At 46.5% G+C, this 20,770-nt stretch carries 10 protein-coding genes; 1 reads left to right on the forward strand and 9 read right to left on the reverse strand.

Translation table 11 applies throughout. The annotated features are described in order from the left end of the window. Nucleotides 1–11 precede the first annotated feature (11 nt). The 8 genes from gucD to ACFQ0C_RS15615 all read right to left on the reverse strand — a co-directional run bounded on the left by gucD (nucleotide 12) and on the right by ACFQ0C_RS15615 (nucleotide 15,343). A complete protein-coding gene (gene gucD, locus ACFQ0C_RS15580) occupies nucleotides 12–1,469 on the reverse strand; it encodes an alpha-ketoglutaric semialdehyde dehydrogenase GucD (RefSeq protein WP_258211550.1) in 1,458 nt (485 codons plus the stop codon). A gap of 199 nt (nucleotides 1,470–1,668) precedes the next feature. Continuing rightward, nucleotides 1,669–2,328, reverse strand: coding sequence for a GntR family transcriptional regulator (locus ACFQ0C_RS15585; protein ID WP_379367996.1), 660 nt, complete (start codon nucleotides 2,326–2,328; stop codon nucleotides 1,669–1,671). Nucleotides 2,329–3,301: 973 nt separating this feature from the next. Next, the gene (locus ACFQ0C_RS15590) at nucleotides 3,302–6,919 is read right to left on the reverse strand and encodes an S-layer homology domain-containing protein (RefSeq protein ID WP_379367997.1); all 3,618 of its coding nucleotides are present in this window, start codon (nucleotides 6,917–6,919) and stop codon (nucleotides 3,302–3,304) included. A gap of 18 nt (nucleotides 6,920–6,937) precedes the next feature. After that, nucleotides 6,938–10,483 (reverse strand): hypothetical protein, encoded by a 3,546-nt coding sequence (locus ACFQ0C_RS15595; RefSeq protein ID WP_379367998.1) that lies wholly within the window; start codon nucleotides 10,481–10,483, stop codon nucleotides 6,938–6,940. A 197-nt stretch (nucleotides 10,484–10,680) separates the two neighbouring features. Continuing rightward, nucleotides 10,681–11,757: a glycoside hydrolase family 88/105 protein gene (locus ACFQ0C_RS15600; RefSeq protein ID WP_379367999.1), complete on the reverse strand. Its 1,077-nt coding sequence runs from the start codon at nucleotides 11,755–11,757 to the stop codon at nucleotides 10,681–10,683. A gap of 102 nt (nucleotides 11,758–11,859) precedes the next feature. Next, entirely contained in the window at nucleotides 11,860–12,726 is an 867-nt protein-coding gene (locus ACFQ0C_RS15605) for a carbohydrate ABC transporter permease (RefSeq protein WP_379368000.1), read from the reverse strand. Nucleotides 12,727–12,762: 36 nt separating this feature from the next. Next, the gene (locus ACFQ0C_RS15610) at nucleotides 12,763–13,728 is read right to left on the reverse strand and encodes an ABC transporter permease (RefSeq protein ID WP_379368001.1); all 966 of its coding nucleotides are present in this window, start codon (nucleotides 13,726–13,728) and stop codon (nucleotides 12,763–12,765) included. A 70-nt stretch (nucleotides 13,729–13,798) separates the two neighbouring features. Beyond that, a complete protein-coding gene (locus ACFQ0C_RS15615; protein ID WP_379368002.1) occupies nucleotides 13,799–15,343 on the reverse strand; it encodes an extracellular solute-binding protein in 1,545 nt (514 codons plus the stop codon). A gap of 280 nt (nucleotides 15,344–15,623) precedes the next feature. On the opposite strand from ACFQ0C_RS15615, the gene ACFQ0C_RS15620 reads away from it, so the two are divergent. Next, nucleotides 15,624–17,903: a helix-turn-helix domain-containing protein gene (locus ACFQ0C_RS15620; RefSeq protein WP_379368003.1), complete on the forward strand. Its 2,280-nt coding sequence runs from the start codon at nucleotides 15,624–15,626 to the stop codon at nucleotides 17,901–17,903. A gap of 1,399 nt (nucleotides 17,904–19,302) precedes the next feature. Here the strand turns inward: ACFQ0C_RS15620 and ACFQ0C_RS15625 are convergent. Further along, nucleotides 19,303–20,490, reverse strand: coding sequence for a benzoate/H(+) symporter BenE family transporter (locus ACFQ0C_RS15625; RefSeq protein ID WP_379368004.1), 1,188 nt, complete (start codon nucleotides 20,488–20,490; stop codon nucleotides 19,303–19,305). Between the last annotated feature and the right edge of the window lie 280 nt (nucleotides 20,491–20,770).

Consider the following 20,770-nt stretch of genomic DNA (forward strand, 5'->3'; position numbering starts at 1 on the left):
ATGATGCTATGCTACTGCTTTACAAATACGGTTTTGATCGAAGTAAAAAACTCAATCGCCGCCTGTCCCTGCTCACGAGAGTGGGAGCTGGATTGCTTCATACCACCGAATGGTGCTTGCAGCTCAACCCCTGCGCTTTCCGCATTGACTCTCACAAGCCCCGCTTCCATATCGTTAACGAATGCTAGCATGTTTCCAATATTTTTTGTGAAAATCGATGCGCTTAAGCCGAACTCACTATCGTTCGCTGTCTGCAAGGCTTCTTCAAAAGTATCCACCTTAATCAGAGCCAGCACCGGACCGAAAATCTCCTCTTTGGCAATGGTCATATCCGGCTTCACATTATCGAACACAGCAGGCTCTACATAGAAACCCTCTCCTGTGCCGTCAGGTACTTTTCCTCCGAACAGAAGTGTAGCTCCTTCACTAATTCCCTTCTCCACATAGGAAAGCACCGTTTGCTGCTGGCTTTCGCTGGCGCACGGTCCCAACCATGTTTGCGGGTCCATGCCATCTCCAACCTTTAATTGCTTAACTCGCTCTACCAGCTTCTGTTTGAATGTTTCGTAAACAGCGCTTTGTACAATCACTCGGCTTGTTGCCGTACATTTCTGCCCTGTGGAACGCAAGCCTCCGCTTATCGTAGCTTCAACGGCTAAGTCGAGATCGGCGTCTGCGGCTACGATGACTGGATTTTTACCGCCCATTTCCAACTGATACTTGGCCCCACGAGCAATGGCGCCCATGGCTATGCGCTTGCCTGTCGCATTGGAACCAGTGAATGTAATTCCGTTGATGCTCTTATGCTCAATGATGCCTTGGCCGATTTCACTGCCACTGCCTACAACCATGTTGATTACACCTGCTGGCAAATTCGCCTCATGGAAGCATTCCATGAGTTTAGCTGCTGTTACCGCTGTCTCGCTGGCCGGCTTAAGAATAACTGTGTTTCCATATATTAGCGCCGGTGCGATTTTCCAAATGGGAATGGCAACTGGGAAATTCCAAGGTGTAATGACGCCGACAACCCCTAACGGTACACGTGTCGTAAACATCAAGGCTTCGCTGTCGGTTGATGGGATAACATCCCCGACTTTGCGCATCCCCTCGCCTGCATAATACCTGAGAATGGCAATACCACGAGCCGTTTCACCCTTAGCTTCCGGGAACGTCTTGCCCATCTCGCGGGTCATCGTCTCGGCAACCTCATCCAGGCGCTTTTCCAATGCATTAGCGATTTTGTACAAATATTCACCTCTGGCTGCGCCGGAAAGCTTGCGCCATGCTGTCGAAGCTTGCTTCGCAGCGGCAGCTGCATGATCCAGATCAACTCTAGAGGAACGTTGAATATAGCCTACGACCTCCGATTTGTTAGAAGGATTTATACTGGAATCCACTTCTCCGGTTACGGAAGACGTCCATTCCCCATTGATATAGTTTAAAGTTGTTTCTCCTGCCTGAAAGGCCATTACTAGACACATCCTTTTCCTGACTAAAGTTTAAGAAATATAATATCTGATATATCAGATATTGCCATAAGAAACCTTTGCCGTCAATACACAGTTTCTGCTTCCAATTACTGTGTTGCTTGAATTACCTAATATGGCTGAACCAAGCATAAATATAGGCAAGGGTAAAATTTTCAAATATAAGCTAACAAGCTTTTATTTATTGCTTCTCCATTACAAAAGAAGCCGTTCTGCGAATATGATTGCGCATAGCTTCCTCCGCACCATCCGGGTCCCGCTGCATAATTTTTTCAAATACCAAATAATGCTCCTTGTAAGCCCGTTCCAGCTCTTGTGAATCAGACAATGCCTGCTTGCGAACAGCCCGGTCAAAGGCTCTAACCGCGTTAATTTGCTGAACAATATAGTCATTCTGGGCGATATCCAATATCTTATTGTGATAAGCCTCATTCAATTCATACAAAAGAGCCCCATTATCCTCCTGGGTAGCCTTCTTTATCTTCTCCATATGCTCTTCCAGATCTCTAATTTCCTGATCGGAAATTTTAATAGCAGCAAGCCTCGCAGCTACCCCTTCCAGCGCAGATCTTGCCCAACTGATCTCCTCAATAGAGCTCATAATTTTATTCGACACAAACGTCCCGATTCTGGGTTTAGTTATAACAAGGCCTTCCTGATCCAGACGGCGTAAAGCCTCTTTTACAGGCGTAGTGCTGACACTGAAGCTTTGAGCGATATCCCGCTCCTTCAAATGCGAGCCCTGGGCAATAGTGCCGGATAAAATGGCTTCTTTTAAAGTTTCATAAACCATATCCCGGATTGATAGTACTTTGGAGCTTATATCTACACGGTATTGCATTGAATTTCTCTCCTCAAAAAGTATATTACTCCCGCATATCCCTAGGTAAAAACTAGTCGTGATATATCAGATATCTTATGCCGATCATATCAACCCGGTTATTATATGTCAATCCATGATTCAATAGACGGACATAATAAAAGCGACCCTCAACCGAGAGCCGCATCACGAACAAACTCTATTCAATTCCTGCAAGCGTCACATTGTAGAAAGCTCCATCCGTTTCTATAGAATAAAGGGGCTGTCCCAAAAGTCATTTTGAGACAACCCCTCCACCATTTTATCCTGAATAGATGGTTGCAAAAGAGCCCTCAATTCCACTTTAATAGTTGAAGGCTTTTTTGCACATTCTTATGTATTCTTAGTGATAAATAAGATGAAGTCGCTTTCAAGCGCGTACTCATCGCGGGTATCGGGTTCGGGGTTCGGTTACGGCATTGCATGGCAGTCTGGCGCACTTCGTGCAATTATCAGGAAAATGTCAAGTTAGTTACTCCGAAAATAGCGTTCCAAGTCTTATAGCTGGAATTCCTCNAAAATAGCGTTCCAAGTCTTATAGCTGGAATTCCTCCTGCTAATTCTACGTATTTTGGCTAATATCCACCATTTCACCTCTATTAGAGTTAGTTTTTCCAGATAGATTGATTTCAGGCGATATCCACGCTGGATTAGCGTTACAATTTCCATCTAGTTTCTTTCCTTCCGCAGCGGCCCCGACAAATCATGGTCTCCTCTAGATTGAAAGCATCCGCCCCATCACTTAAGTAACATCCAAAAAGCGGCCGGACTCATTTTTCGATTTTCGAACCCCCACTCTGATGGGAATTTCCCTACAAAAAAGACGCTTCCATTTCCGCTTACATGGTGGTTTTGGAGGCGTCTTTGTACATAGTTTGGGACTGATTCATTCACTGATACCCTTTTGGGACAGCCCCTTCTCGTTTTAATAGATGGACCTACAGCTTGTTATCGGTTATTGCAATAGGCTGAGCAAATTCGCAATCGCCTGAGCGGTTTCTGCCCTATTCGTCCACAGAGTCGGTTGGAATTCGCCGTCCCCCGTACCATTCAGCAGTCTTGCTGAGGCAGCTGCCTGGACGGCTTCAATTGCCCAGCTCGATACTTTGTTTGCATCCGTGAAGCTGCTGCTCGAAGCAGCTTGCAGCTTTTGTCCCTTGGCAGCCACTTCATAAGCTCTTACCAGCATGACCGCCATTTCTTCTCGGCTTAGCTTATCATCGGGAGCGAATGTTGCAGCCGCACGGCCTCCAATAAGCTTCGCTTCATAAGCTGCCGCTACAGCTTCCGTATACCATGCATTGGACGGTACATCGTTGAAGGGCAAGGCTGTGGCAGCTTTTGCCGATAATCCTAGAGATCGGACAAGCAGTGCCGCAAATTCAGCACGGGTTGTAGATGCTGTCGGTGCAAAATGCTCGGCATCTATGCCATTGACAATGTGCTTAGCTGAAAGTACGTTTACGGCATTAAACCCCCAATGTCCGGATGGCACATCTATATAGGTTTTATTGTATTCCAGCACCGTATATACGCTGAAATGGCTTAGTTTTACAGTGATTTGTTTATTCACGGCATCAATAGGCCCACCTACATACTCCCACTCCTTAGTTTGCTCGTTAAGGTAGTAGACACCAAGCAGCTGTTCTTTAAGACCTGAGCTGCCAACATAAGGAATCTTAATCTCAATGGGCTCATTGAAGAGAGGCAGTTTCTTCTCCACGCCATCCTTGGTAAAGATAGACAGCTCGAACCGCAGCACTTCGCTCGCTGATTTTACGAGAGCATCCTTTGTTTTTAACGCTGAAGCTGCCATGTTTTCTGCGGATTGCTTATCCATAGCGCTTAGTATGAATGAAATCTGTGCATCCTTAGCCGCCGCATCATTTCCAAGTAGTGCTGTTAATGACTTTAATACATCAAGCGGAATGCTCACAGTCCCTTTCTCTGATTGAATTTCAAGCTTACCGCTTTGCGATTTCAAAGCATTAATAGCTTCGACCGGCAACATCAACTGCTTCTTGCCAATTCCCATCTCTAGAACCAATTTACCGTTGATATCCGGCTTCAGATCAGTGAGTTTCACATTTTGCTTATCTTCCGATTGAGGTCCAACTGGAGCACTTCCGCCTCCACCGTTGGAATGGTTGGAAGAATACGTAGATGTAAGTACGCTGATTGCCGCTCCTTCCGATAAGTTGCCTGCTGCATCCACAGCCTTAACAACAAAAGTGTAAGAAGTGCTAGGCAGCAGGCCTGTTAATGTATAGGTCAATCCTGTTACTGTTGCTGCTGCCGCTGTTCCATTGTTTACATATACTTTATAACCCACAACACCCACGTTATCCGTTGCTTCTGTCCAGCTTAAACTGACGCTGGTTTGAGTCTTCCCGCTTACGCTTACCACCGGTGCACTTGGTGGAATGGTGTCTGCTCCAGTTGGAGGCGGGGCCGAGTCAAAGGTAGCCGTAACACCAGTTAATGCGGCTTTGACTATGCTGTTGGCTGCCAGAGCAGCAGCTGTAGTACCGCTTATTTGCAGCTGCGTATCTTGGCTTGCATTCAGAACTTTGAATTTCAGCGTTGCATAAGGCTTGACTCCACTAGCAGCATCTAATCCAATGCGAGTGGCTGCATACGCAATGTGGCTTCCCTGCACCGTTACACTTCTGAAGCCTGTCAGCTTACCGTCAACGTTGACAAGGCTGGCTGCATCAATCTCTATCACATCTCCTTCGAAAAGCTCTGTTGCAATTCCCTCTAGCTTCAACACAGTAGGATCAAAATCAAAGCCAGACTGGATCCCATATACCGAATCGGCCCCCACAGCCCACAAATAGACCTGTAGACTGCCTTTACCAGTGGTAGGAAGAATCACTTGAGAACTATAACCGGTTGAGCTCACTGTTACATTAACTACAGCACGGCTTTGTCCGTATACAGCTGTTATAACCGTTGAGCCGTCCTTCTTGCCCGTTACTTTACCCGCTGAATCTACCTCTGCAACCGCTGGATTAGAGGAGCTGAAGCCGGCTAATCCGGAAACATTAAGTTCAGAGCCATCAGGGGCCTGAAGAAGTACGTTTGTTTGACGGATAGTGCCTGGCTGCAGCACGTATCCGTCTGAATCCAGCTTCACCGAACTGACAGCCACATTAGAGGATACCGATTTACCGCCGTAGGTAGCCGTAATTACGGAGGTTCCTGCGGATACTCCTGTTACAGTACCCGCGCGATCTACCCAGGCAACAGATGAATTGGTGCTCATGTAAGCAGAAGATAAGGATACATCCCTAACGCTTTGATCCGAATAAACGGCTGAAACAACCGTTTTATGTGAGGCGCCAGCTTGTAAGCTGTATACGCCTGTATCCAATTGCAGCGTTGCAAGCACAGGAATTACCGTCACTATAGCCGATGCCGATTTACCCCCATAAGTGGCTGTGATTACAGTAGTTCCCGGACTTTTGCCGGTAACAAGTCCTGTTCCACTAACCGTAGCTATGGACGGGTTATTCGAAGAATACCCCGCAGCAGCTGTGACATTTCTCAATCCATTGGAATAAACAGCTGTCACTGCAGTGGCACGCTCGGATCCATGCTGAATGCTATAAGCTTCTGCATCCATCTGCAGGCCGTTAAGCACTACGTCGCTGGCGACTTCAATGGTTGTTGAAGTGGTTTTTCCGGCATAGTGAGCGGTAATGACCGCAGACCCGATGCCTTTGGCCGTTACAACCCCTTTGGCATCCACCTGAGCTATCGCCGTGTTGGAGGAATCATACCAAGCTGCCTTCGTAACATCGCCGCTCGTTCCATCCGGATAGTTGGAAGTTACCTTGGATGTATGAGTATGGCCAATCACAAGCCCATATGGGGCTTCCAGCTCTATAGTAGTTGGCACCTCAGTTACTCTCAAGTCATCGAAGGAGACGGTTCCAATCTGATTAGAGCCAATGGCAAAGCGAATATACGTTAACGGATTGGCTGCAGTAGTCCTAAAAGAAAACTGGGATGCCACCAACTTACCGTCAACATACATATCAAACTTGCTTGTATTCGTGTCCAGCACAAGCTGAACTTGATACCAGGTACCCGCTGTGAAAGCTTGCAGCTTGGCATTGGTCGAACCGTTGTAAGCCTTTATGCTGCCTGTATCCAGAGAGATATTGACGCCTGTCTGAGTAGCGTTATTAATATAGGGAGCCGACTTATTACCCTCAACCTCATCGCTCTTAACACGATAATCCACAACAAATTGCCCGGTTAAGCTAATATTTTTGCGATCCGCATTTACAGTGCCGGTCATATTGGTTTTTGTAATTTTGACACTCTTATTATTGGCATTACTGGCATCCTCCTCGACCATCACCGAACCTGAAGCCGTTGTAGTGCCCCAATTCGCTCCGCTCAAAGTGGCCGTCGGATAATTGTCGAAGTTCTCATCCAAGTATAATGAAGACGGTACAGCTCCAAATACCACTGAAGACGTACCTGTAAATATAGACAGCAGAACCGCAATCATTAGCAGCACTGCAGCTGCCGTCGGAAATTTTATTGTTAAATGTCTCATTGAACCAAGCCTCCTTCCTTATTGTTTATTGATGTACAAGCCGAGCAGAGACAGATCCTCAATGGAAATGATCCCATCTCCATTCAAATCGTACAGGTAAGGGAAATTCACTCTATCGTTAGCTAGGGTTCTGCCCTGCTCCTTCCACAGATTAGCCAGCTCAGAGGCCGCAGCCGGATTGCCGTTGAACCGAATCATCCCTGCTTGCTTATCAATAAATAAATCATTGCCTCCGCTTAGCACCAACTTCATACCCTCATCCTCAACGGTAATAGCCTGCAAAACATCGCTGCGTGTAGAATAAGTCTGCACAGGAGTTACGGAAAAGCTGCCCGTCTTACTATCAGGAGCATATTTGGCCACAAAATAAACCCATTCTCCAGCCTTGTAAGCAGCGGGAGCCGCCGAATCGGTCAGCTTGACCATAAGCTTATCCGAGTTAGCAAATTGAACAATAACTCCGTTATTATCAGACGTTCTAACATTTGTCGGATCCCACAGCGCCTTCGAATACAGATCATCCATAACCTTGCCGTTAGTTGTGGTAAATCCGGCGTTCAGTTGGTTAATGTCAGCGCTCGATAGCCATGTCGGCTTTGCCGTACCGCCCGCAGGCGCATTAACAGCCTTCAAGCCGGGCCAGCCGTTTATTCGGGCCTTGCCAGCACGAACTTCACTAGCCGAAGCCTCTCCCGTATCTTGCGTCAAATCAAGCAAGGGAGAGCCATCGCTTGCATATATACCATTGATCCGCACCATGTTAGGATCGATGCTGCCAGGCACATAGGGATAATCGGGTACTGACATATAAGGCAGACCAATCAACTGATTCAGCGATTTGTAGCTTTGATCGGAGCTGAATTGTACCGCCAATACATTATAAAGCGACGTTCCGTTCGTAATGTAATACTGCTTCGTAATGTTCGAAGTAGAAGTGGAGACACCCGTATCTTTGCGAACATAATAATTAGGCGTTGCCATATTCGAGGTCGAAGCTTTCACATCATCATATAGCCACTGATCATTGCCATCTTTAAAATACATCCCCATAACCCGATCAATCTTAGGTCCCGTTGGGGTTACAGTACCGGAATCAATCAAATTTTCAGTAAAATCGGTTCCAGATACGGAGATTGTCAGAGGCTGCCGGTTATCATTTTTGAAATAAGCCGACACCTTGCCTTTACGGAATGTATAGTCCTCCAGCTTCTGCTGCTCAGTGGATACCCATGCGTATTTTTGCAGCATATGGTGCAAGGCTACAGGACCGTGTACCGCAATATGACCCAGATTGGCCGTTTCCCCGTAGGATGGAATTAAGGCACTCGGGCCTTTGATCAAAAACCGCCCCAAATCCGAATTCAACTCTTGAGCCCAATACGATAAGCCTGAGAAGTTACCCATGTTAAAGCTGGAGCCGCCGCCCTCGTTATGCCGCGAGCCTGCGAAAATCCAACCATCGGCAGAAAGCCGCGAGTTGAAATATTGTGCCATTTCCATGCCGTCCGCATGAATGATGCTTTTGAAATCCTTAAAGCCAGCATCCTGATCAGGAATCTCATTGATAATTTCAGCCAAATCGCTCAGTGATACACCTGCGTAGCTAACATCAAACCCGTTCACCTCATAAAAAATATGTTTGCCATCCACCTCCTGCCGTGCCTCTTTCCGAAACCCTCCCTCATTCGGCAGGTTCGTTCCAGGAATTCCTTTTGTATAATAATTATAAATTTCATTTTTCAATGCCTGATCGTCATACAACACCGCCAACTCAATACCACCCAGCAGCGCTACAAGGGCTTGGTTCTGCGATTTTTGCGTGCTGAATTTGGTTACCCGGGTTAGCCATTTCCACATGGAATAAGCCTTTTCCTTGCCCTCAGCCAGCTGCTCCGTCGTGAACAGCTCTTGACCATATTTCAACGTGCTCGCCAAGTTATGAAGACCAAATGCGGTTGTCGGATAGTCTGCACCCGTTGTGCTCCCGCTGACATAATACGGCACATAGGCTTCTCCACTGTTCTTTGCACCAGTCAAAAGCTTATCCGAATTAGCTGGATTATCAATCAACTGAACACGGTTATGTAAATAGAAATCGAGAGCTTTCCTTGCTTGCTTAGCTAACAGCTCATCCGTTTTACCCGACAACTTCCACATGTAAGCAAATAGGCCGGCAGCTCCAAAGCCCGCTTCTGTGCTGCTGTTTTGTTGATCCATACCGATAAACGATGCATTGTCAAAAATAACGGTTCCCACCGCCTGATCCAGCATCAACTCAAAAGTCATCGTGTAGGCCGGATATTCCGCATCAAAAATACCGCTTAGTTCCTTCCAGCTTCCTTCTGTGGCGCTGCCATAAAATATTTTGCTGCCCACTAGCAGCCCGTCTTTATCGTTATAGCTAATTTTTGCCGCCACTCCACGTCCGTCTGCTGCCGTGAATCCAGGCAATGTTTTGTACTTGACGGAAAATACCCGATAGTCGCCGCCAAATTGCCGTGTTCCATTAGATGAAGCCTTAGCCAGCATACTAACCGAAGCGACTGTATTTATCGAAGAAGAAACGATCTGCACCCCTTTACCCGACAAACCGCTGGAGGTCTTTTGATCTATAGTCGCCTTAGTTCCATTCAGTTGATTCTCTGTCCAGGCAGGCGTTGCATCGAAATTAGCATTCGGAATCGCTGCCGCTCCTTTGTTCCCGACCTGAACGCCTGCTGATCCGGCTGCTGTGGAAATTGAAGTATCCAATCGCATCAGTCTGACGCCATCCCAATAGACCGTTCCTGACGCTCCATCCAAGCCGGCTTCCACAACAATACTGTCTGGCTGCACAGCGGGTACTGTTACTAGACCGCGAATTTCCGTCCAATCCTGTGTACCTTTGCCACCGCCACCTTCAGTAAATACATAAGGGATTTCAAGCACGGCACCGTTGGCATCCTTAAAAGAAACCTTCGCGTACACACCTTGGCCTGAACCGGTTACCTGCTCCTTTTTCACATAAGCGCTAAACAGCATCAAACTGTTAGGCTTTAATGTTACAGTCGCTGGAGTCACATAATCGACCAGTACGTCGAGCGGATTCGCAATGGTTTGTGACAGAACACCGCCGCTTTCTGATAGCGCTTCCATTTTGATCATTCTTGCAGCTTCAAAAGCAGCTTGCACATCATTTACCCAAGTGAATTGTGCTGCTCCTGAATAACTCCAGCTATCGGGTGCTGCTGCAGAAGAAGTCCCCGCTTCAAAGCCCCTATTCGAAACAATGTTACCAGTCAAAAGGGTTCCGTTGCTGACAGTCACTTTCTGCGGAAAGTTATCTGTTCTACCGTCTGGCTGTTGATTGGCGAGCAGATTGGTTTTGAAAAATTTCAGTTGTTTTTCCGCTGCACTTACATCCGGGTACACCCGGTCCACTCTATCCAAAAAAAGATTCGCATCCGGCGTAATGGTTACAGCCGCTGCCACTGACACGCTTGTAAAAGCGGATAGCGACACCAGCATTGCGAGTATGGCCGCTCCCCAAGATTTCCGTTTTCCAGCTATTTTCCCTTGTTTCATCTTGTTTTCCCTCCCGTATACATGTTTATGAGTACAGAAAATCAAGGGGAAGTAAACAACAGCTCCCCCCAATTGTAAGTATTAAAAAAAGGTTTTCGCTAACAAAATAAAATGACAAAAGACGGTAGCGATGAGATGGCAACGCAAGCTGGATTTGTCTGTAGCATCATTGATGGATTAACTTGCCTCTAGATTGTCTAAATCTCATTTTCGTGGGAATCAAGCAGCTCACTGATCAGCAGCAGAGCCAAGGCTTGCCCATAAGGCGTTGGCGTAATCTTCACTTCATTGTACGCCTCTACCGTAGGCATAACCGGCGTGCCGCCGGACACCCCGTGCACCGCGCCGTATACATCGACGTGGATCATGACCGAGTCGGCCGCCTTGCGCACGGCCTCGCGAAGCTCGGCCTGCAGCGCCGCATCGGCGATCAAGCCGCTGCGCAGCGCAAGCGCAAAGCCGTAGGCGATCCCTGCCGTCGCCGACGTCTCAAGATAAAAGTCCGGCCGGTCCATTACGGTATGCCACATACCGTTAGCTGTCTGAAGCCGGACCAAGCCCTGCACCAGCGCCGTATACCGCTCGCCCACTTCGGGCGGGATATAGGCCAAATGCTTCACCTCGGCGATGATCTCCGGCACGCCGAAAGCCACCCAAGCGTTGGCGCGGCCCCAGCGCGCCGCCGACATGTGGCTGCGGTGCAGCCCATCGAAGCCGTGGAACAGCACGCCCGTCGCCTCATCCTGCAGAATCTGCAGATGAACGACGACCTGCTTCACGGCTTCCTGCGCCATCGCCTCGTCGCCAGTCAGCGACGCGAGCCGCGCCAGAAACAGTGCGCCGACTACCAGCGTGTCGGCCCACAGCTGCTCCGGGAAGTCGACGCCTTCGGTCACTGTGTGCTCGAAGCCGCCTTCCTTCGTGCGCGGCGCTTCGTGCATGAGCCACTCGCCGTGCTCACGCACGAGCGGCATCCACTCCGCCACAGCCTCCGGCTCGCTGCGCAGCATTTCCGTCAGCGCGGCGAATGGCGCTGTCGAGTTAATGACACGCTGCTGCGCCGCCTTGTGGCGGTTGTCACGCATCCAGCGCCACAAATATTCGCGAACCTCCTTTGAGTCAGCGATCACTTCGCCATACTTCACCGCGGCGATCAAGCCAACGCCCGGCTTCCAGTCCCAATTGTACATATTGCGCTGCCAATCGCTCTCAGGTGCGGTGACCATATACTCGTATACCTGCTGCGCCTTGCTCAACAATCTTTCTCTGTCCATCCTTATTGCAGCCTCCCAATAGTTTCGCTTCAGCTAGACTCGCATCATAAACATATTCTGCGTTCCACTTTTACGAAACAGAATTCATTCCTTTCATCAGGCCTACCCTTTCACCGAACCAATCATCGCACCTTTGGCAAAATACTTTTGCAAGAACGGATAAATCAATAGAATCGGTACCGTAGCGATTATAATCATCGCCATCTTGACCGTCACGCCAATCTTTGGAGTATCCCCCGACATTGCCGCATCCACGGCATCGCTGGTCATCTGGACCAAAATTTGCCGCAGCAGCACCTGCATCGTCATTTTACTGACATCACTGTTGTACATAACCGCTTGGAAAAATATATTCCACTTGGAGACCGCATAAAACAATGTCAAAGTCGCAATAACCGGAAGTGAAATCGGTACAATGATACGCAGCAGTACTCCGATATCGTTACATCCGTCCATCTTGGCCGACTCCTCCAGCTCGGATGGTAGTGAACGGAAGAAGCTGACCATAATCATCAGGTTGAACACGCTCAGCGCACTTGGAATGATTAAGGACCATAGCGAGTTGAGCATACCTAGCTGCTTAACCAGTAAATAAGAAGGGATAATTCCCCCATTGAACAGCATTGTGAAAAAGGCGATAAACAGCATTGCACTTGCGCCCTTAACCGTCCGTTTGGATAGCGGATACGCAAGAGTCGTTGTCAGTACCATACTTATGGCCGTGCCTACAATGGTTATAAATACAGTATTTTGCAGCGTTTGAATGAACTGACGGTTTTGAAATACTACGTTGTAGGCTGCCGTCGTCCATTGCTTGGGCCAAAACAACAGCTGTCCCTCATAAACCAAATGAGATGTCGAAAATGACATTACCAATACATTCCAGAATGGAAATATCATCAATAGTGCCATTAATCCGAGGAGCGCGTAGTTAATCACTTCGAATCCTGAACTTTTCTGCCTTTTCATCGATTGTCTCCTCCCTGGAAGTTTGTTGAACCATATCTAGAATAAATAGTTATCACTAGTCTTTTTAGCCAAAAAGTTGGAGCCGAGTATTAGAACAAGCCCTACTGCCGATTTAAACAGCCCTACCGCTGCCGCAAAGCTGAAGTTGCCTTGAAGAACCCCGGCTTTAAATACATAGGTATCAAATACTTCAGCCACATCGCTAACCATTGGGTTACCCATCATGTACAGCTGGTCGAACGAAAGGCTCATAATATGTCCAATCCGCAATAACAGCAGCACAACAACTGTGCTCATCAACGCGGGAATCGTAATCGATTTCATCTGATGCCAACGGTTTGCTCCGTCCACACGCGCCGCCTCATACAGCTCGGGATTAATACCCGCCAGCGCCGCAAGGAAAATAATCGTCCCCCAGCCGGCTTCCTTCCAAATGCTTTGCAGCGTAATCATGCCCCAGAACAGTTGTTTATCGAGCAGCAGTTGTACCTTCGGAAAGCCCAATGCATGGACAATCTGTGTAACCAGCCCTTCCGAGTTCATCAAGGTGATCGTTAGTGAGCAAATGACAACCCATGATACGAAGTGAGGCAAATAAATAATCGTTTGTATCGTCCGCTGGAACCATTTTAACCGTATCTCATTAAGCAGCAATGCCAATACAATCGGAGTCGGGAAAAACAGCACCAAATTCATTAAACTGATTACCAGAGTATTACGTAAAACCAACCAAAAATCCGGATGCTTAAATAGACGCTCAAAATGGGCAAAACCGACCCAATCACTATGGAGAATGCCTGCAAACGGGTTATAATCCTGAAAGGCAAGAACAATTCCGTACATCGGAACATAATCAAAAAGTAAAATAAAAGCCATTCCGGGCAGAGCCAGCAAATATAAGTAACGGTCCGTCCATAGCTTCTTCCACAGCTTACCGCTCCCAGTGCGGGCAGCGGCCGCCGGTCTTCTTCCTGGGTATGCGGCTTCCGTCCTAGTTGTCATTATCCATCACTCCCTATAGAAAGCTCGGGTACGTGCCGCTGATCTGACACGCACCCCTGTGCCGCTTCATTTATTTACCTGCAGTAGCTGCAATTTCCTCAATCCATTTAGCGCCTTCAAAACGGTCGTACCATTGTTTCACAACGCCATCCCAATCCTTCACTTCCGTATTGCCCATAATGACTTTTACTATATTGGTGTTGATAAAAGCATCGGCCTCCGCCCTATATTTCGAACCGACAGGGGAGAACGCGAAATCCATAGGTGTTGGGATTTTCAAAAACTTCTCAAGCATTTTATTTCCGTTTATAACAATTTTTTGCGCTTCCTCGGAGTTTTTCTTGCTCACGAACATTTCTTCCGTAGGCTGCATAGGCAGTGTTCTGAGGAATGTACCCGGCATATCACGAGAAATCAGCTCGCTTTTCACTTCATTCTTGCCATCTTTTTTCGTAAAATGAATACCTTCCGCACCATACAGGTTGAAAGTTTGACCTTCAGGACTTGCTCCGAAGTCGAGCCATTCCATCAGCTTTTGCATTTTCGCCGGATCTTGAGCCGCTTTTTTAGAAACGAACAAACCTCCATATTCCACGCGACCTGTAGCCCCTTGCAGTCCGGCAGGACCTTTTACAGGTTCAAAAGGCATCAGCTTGGCATTCGGGTTCGCTTTCTTAAAGTTATCTTCAAAATCGTTTACACGGGACATGTAATGGAAGAAAATCCCGGACTGACCTTTGCTGACCACCTTGGATTCAGCTGTTTTGCCATCCGTTACCGCGAAATCGGGATCAATCAGACCATCTTTGAATGCTTTATTCATCCAGGTCAAATATTCCTTGAAGGCCGGAGTCGCGAAATAAGGGACGTATTTACCATCCGCCTGCTTCACCCATTTATCTTGAATGCCGAATGGCTCTTGTAAGCCGCTAACTCCTATAAATGCATTAGCTCCAAAACCAATCTGGATGCCGTACGTATCTTTTTTTCCATTTTTATCCGGATCGTTGAAGGAAAATGCTTTGGCTACATTGTACAGATCATCCATTGTTTTTGGCGCCTGCAATCCCAAAGCATCCAGCCAATCCTGACGAATTAGCGGAGCATCGCCAGAGGCAACCGGGTTACGCACATTCGCAATCGCATACGTCTTATTTTGATATTTGGTCAGGTACAGATCCTTTTGCTTCTTTAGATTCGGATACTTATCGATGTATTCATCCAGCGGTACAATTTCTCCAGCCTTAATCATGCCTACAATAAAATCATCCATGGTTCTCCATGCAAACGCATCTGGAACATCTCCGGACGCGATTTGTACGCGGATCTTCTCTTTATAGATTTCCCAGGCATTTACTGTGAGATCAAATTGTATGCCCAGCTTATCCTGCAAATATTTCATCGCTTCATTACTGTCTGCCGAGGTGCTTGGAATCGTGTTGCCGGAGTCATAAGCCAGCTTCAGCTTCACTGGACCTGTTGGCGCTTTGGCAGCCCCACCGGTTTGAGGCTTATCCGAAGTGTTGCTTCCGCAAGCTGCGGTTACTCCTACTAATGCAGTGACCAACAATGTGCTGGCAGCCCGTTTCCAGTAAGTCTTGCTATTAACTGTCATTGTTATTCCCCTTTTCATTTTCAATTGTAAATGGTCTGTGTAGATGCTTGCTCTTTTACCTTCGCCATCAATGTATCTTTCTTCAAGCAGCTTCGGCAACGATCAATTCCGCAAAATAGCAACAAATAGCTCAAATGACCATATAACCAGACGTAAAATCGGGTAAAGCTCCCTTATTTTTTCTCTTTATCATTATTGCCAAATCGCTCATTTGCACAAAATGATACTGTTCATGCTATAATCTTACCGTTATATTTTTAAATAGAAAGGGGGGCGCTCAGTGCGTCTTCAACATTCCAAAAAAGCGCAAACACTAATCATCATGCTGCTTCTGACCTCCCTCTGCATCACAGCCATGGGTTACGCGGTATACCGGATAGCTACAGATACTTTGGTACAGGAGGTGCAGAGCGCCTACCACGTGTCCTTACAGCGCACGCAGGATCGAGTCCAAAACTACTTCAAGCAAATCGACCAATCCGTGCTGCAATTCGAAAAGCTTCCCGCTCTGGAATCGCTCATCATGCCGGGAGAAGAAGAAAATAATCTTGAGATTCTAAAGCTGCTCGAAACCATGCTGCGTATGCAAACTTCAATGGATGATGTCGATAATATAGCCCTGTACCGTATTAGCAACAAAAAGCTGTACAGCACCAATCACCAGGTTACTGCTTTTCAAGAGGACTATAGGGAGGCCATCGCCAAATTTGAGCGAACAGATAAAAACTACTCCTTTTTTAATTTGACGGTTAAAGAGACTCCTACTACAGTTTATATCCGCAAGCTGCCGATCTTTCAAGGTTCGAGAACACTCTACATTATCATTCACTTGAATCAGCAGTTCTTCGATCATATACTCGGCTCTTCCAATGAAACAAAAGGGAATTATTTCATCTTGGATGAAAACAATCAATTGCTGCAAAACCGCGGAGTCATGGACACCGCCCGACTGATGGCTTATGTGGTGCCAGAAATTTTACATGAACGCCGCCCTGCTTCGGACAAACTGTTCACGGCGTATTTGCCACCTTCTTATAATGGTTGGATATTCGGCTTCGCCACCCCAAACGAGGAGCTTTTTACGAAAATTAAGAGCATTCGCAATGTGACCTTTATTTTGGCAGCTGTGTTATTGATTCTAGCCGTATTAGTCACCATCTTCTCCACGAACCGGCTATGGCGGGGCTGGAAAGATATTGTTTCGCTACTGGATGAGCCTTCGACAGGCTCCGGGGCGTTAAATTCAACTAAAAAAACTGCCCAACGGGCCGATGAATTCCAACATATTTACGGTAAAATGCAGCGTATCAAAGAAACGAGGGATGAGCTTAAGGAACAGGTAAAGGAGCTGACGCCGGAAATCCGCGAAGCGTTCATTCGCAATATGCTGCAAAAGGGGCTGCGGTCTCAGGAGGATGTAGACAAATGCGAGCGGTATCAGATAGAGCTGCTACCGGGGGGCTACAGCTGCTTTTGTGTGGAAATTGACCAATATAAAAGTATGTCAGGCATATACTCGGAAATTGACCTGTACTACTTTCTTTATGGCCTGTCATTGGTTATTCAAGAAGTTATCGACGGGAAAGGCAAAGGTGTCGTTACCGGACACGGAGAAGGCCGTTTTCTCGCCCTCCTTTCTTTAGATGACGCAGAGGCTTCGCTTGATACGTACAAAACCTCCATTCATGAGGCGGCAAGAACGATACGCGATTTCATTGAGCAATACTTTCCCTTCACGGTTTCTATCGGCATAAGCCTGTTGAGGAAGGATTACGCGTATTTGAGTCTCTCATCCCAGGAAGCAGAGGATGCATTGAAGCATAAGCTTGTAACCGGGACCAATGAAATTATCCCGATCGAAGAATTCCGCAGGGAGGAATCAGACAGTGGTGCCTCTGCCCTGCCGGTTTCGTTCCGCGAGCTGGAAAATGACGTTATTTATGCCGTGCGTTCCCTGAACCCGGAGCTCGCTTATCGCTACATCGACCGCCTCGGAGAGCTTCAGGGCTTGCGTACCATCAGCTATCAATGGCTGCAAAGCCAGCTGACAGAGATGGTATTCTCCATCCACCGGACTATAGGCAGCACGCTGCGCAAGCCGCCTACTGAACCGCTGATGGGCGAGCTGATGCAGCTGGCGACACTGGAGGAATGGATCGCTTGGCTCAAATCTAATACCGTAGATAAGCTATACGCTGATTTGCAACAGGAGCATCTGGAGCATATGCTCAAGGTAGCCCAGCAGCTTACCGCATATATTCATGAGCATAATGAAGAAGACCTGCGTCCGGAGGGCTGCTGCAAGGCACTTAATGTGCCGACCTCAATCGGCAAGCAAGCGCTTAAGGAGGTCCATGATACGACCTTCTCGGACTTCCTGCTGCATAGCCGGATTGAGAAAGCAAAAAGCTGGCTGGTGCACAGCGAAATGAGCATTGAAGATATATCCTCGCGTCTGCATTACAGCAACGCTCAAAATTTCTCGCGCACCTTCAAGAAGGCCGTAGGCATGCCGCCCGGCCAATACCGCAAGGATGCGAGAGAACATCTAAAAACCTAATCCTCGCGGGATTAGGTTTTTTATTTTACTCCGGGATTATAGATTTCTGGGTTGCGGGTATCATTTTTTTCTATAGGATAGACTTTCTGTTAAAATCAAGTATTAGGTTTTCTTTCATATTATTTGGAATTTTTGAATCTTATTTCAAATACCAAAATTACAATGTAGAAAACAATAAATACAATGTTTATTATTAATAACTTTGTGGAAAATTCATAGTTGATTAAGTATAGGAAGAATCCTGCTATATTTAAGATTATCATTAATACGGCAAGTCCCTGTTTAATGCCTAAGAGTCTTAAATTCATCAGACCAGGGACATTTGCTACTATGATAATTAGCACTAACTCCATGCAAATCTTCCTTACATAATCTTTTTAAACTAACAAATTCAAACTACGGGTTTAACTAACGAAGGCTGTAAAAAGAATTGAAATAACAGGAATTCCTCACGCTAATTTAACTAATATACGGATTTAATTATGTTTAACTGGAAATCCTCCATCTAAATAAAGCGATATTTAAGATAATTAGGTAAACAGAAGAAATTAGCGGTAGGATTTCCAGTTATAGGGACAGGAATGCCATTAAATTCAATAATTAACATGACATTTTCCAGCTAACTCATATTCTTGTCCTAATATTTCGCTGAAAAGCCACTGAGGATTGTGTTAGGTGATATATCAGCATATTGAAAGGGCTGAATATCTATAATCGGCGAACAAACCGGCACACACTATTATTCAATAGCAAAACGAGTCAACAGGATCACTTGTCCACTTGAAATATGGCGCTTCAGGCTACTGATGATGTTAGATTATTTGGTGGATACCCGACATAATAGTCAAATCGCATTAACGAGTAACTTGTGTTTAAACATACAATCGTTATTATTTCGCGCTACAGTGGGGCATTTAGCATTTAGCATTTAGCATTTAGCATTTAGTGTTTAGCATTTAGTGTTTAGCATTTAGTGTTTAGCATTTAGTGTTTAGCATTTAGTGTTTAGCATTTAGTGTTTAGCATTTAGTGTTTAGCATTTAGTGTTTAGCATTTAGCTGCACTGAATAGAAACCGACCGCCACTTTGCATGACACAGGTTAAATTTGAAAAAACTGGATCACTTTTAGATGTCAGGACATCATTAACCAAACATAAAGGAACCGAGCTGTCTGAATCCGAACGAATACGAATACGAAATGAAGTAGTTAGGTTCAGCCAGTATTGACGCTCCACAACGAGCGAATTTTCAACTCACGGATTCCGAGCACGTTGTGGCGTTGGCATAGCTTTCGGTCCACCCCACGCTCCATAGCAAGCAACCTTAGCCTAAGCTAGCCTACTTTTTTTACTACTTGCTTACTCCATGCTTACTCCATGCTTACTACTTGCTTACTAACTACTTGCTTACCACTCTTCTTTCTTCCAGAATTGGAGCTACGGGCGACTTGCCTTCACCTAAAATTTTGGCAATAAGCACCCCGCATACAAGCGACCAGACCGGTGCAGCAACACCCAGAAAAGTTACGTTGGATACGGCAATTGCAAAAGCAAACAAGGTGGAATAGCGGTAGGACGTCTCAGAAAAGGCAGATTGCAAGCTGTTCAGCAGCACCCCAACCAGTGTGAAACCGGCAATTATCGTAATAAAATGCAGCGGAAGAATCTCAATTAGCAATACAGTACCCCAAGCAAATACTCCGAATAAAAGCACAAGACTTCCTGAAACAACCGCTGCCCAGTATCGTTTATGTCGTGGACCTACTTCTTCCTGGCTGCATACCGCGCTCATCATACCTCCCACAGTTGCCGCATGTCCTCCAAAAAATCCGACTAAGCAAGTGGCCAAGCCTGAGATGACCAGTACCTTATTAACCGGCAGCTCGTAGTCATTTTTCCTTAACGCAGCAAGAGCTACAGCAATATCATTGCTCAAAATAAGGATGGCTACAGGTATCGTAATGGACACAAAAGCTTGGAATGAAAATGTAGGCGTTATAGCTTGCGGCCATACGAAAAGGGCCTCATTCAATGGCGGAAATGACGAGCTAACGGATAATCCGATAATTCCGAAAACAAGCACACCGATAATCGGTGGAATCTTCTGCGAGATTTTGGGTATGACCAGAAAACCGGTGAGAGCGAATAAGCCTATTATCGGCGCCTGCTTGAAAGCAGGAACCATTTTGACAATGTAATTCAATACCAATCCCGCCAGCATGGCATCGAGCATCGGCCTGGGTATGTAACGAAGCCATTTGACGAAAAGCCCCGAGACGCCGACGATAGCAATAACTACCCCCGCCAGCATATAGCTGCCTGCCAGCTCGGATAACGAATAGCCCGCAGCAGCCGTACTTAAAAAGGCAGCAGCCGTGATAGAATGAGCACCAGCAATTGGGATTTTATAAATCAATGGGAGAATGAGATTTAACAAGCCTCCAATAAAATAAACGGCAAAAATCCATGAGATCAATTGAGGTCGGCTGAAGCCAGCAGCATTAGCCGTATCAATTATAAGAATAGCTCCTCCCGTGCAAGCCATTAGCGCAGATAAGATTCCGTTAGAAATCGTTTGTGTGTTCAACTTTTGCTACCTCCAACAGATGTCATACTTTTTCATCTATAATACCTTAGTTGCAGGGTAAGCGGCAAAAGCTTTTTATCGGTAAATTCAGCAAAAAGAGCAGACCGAATTCACAGGTCGACTGCCCTCTGAGATAAAGCCTCTTATTTTAAAAGTGCATTCTGTGTAATACATTAACTGCTGTCTTTACAAAAGACATCGTGACACTCATGAAGACCGACATGAGAACGCAAAATAAAATAGGCTCCATTTTCTTCAATGCCATCACCCTCCTCGCAAG

The organism is Paenibacillus sp. GCM10027630, from assembly GCF_042676305.1.
In the GTDB taxonomy this organism is placed as follows: Bacteria; Bacillota; Bacilli; order Paenibacillales; family NBRC-103111; genus Paenibacillus_S.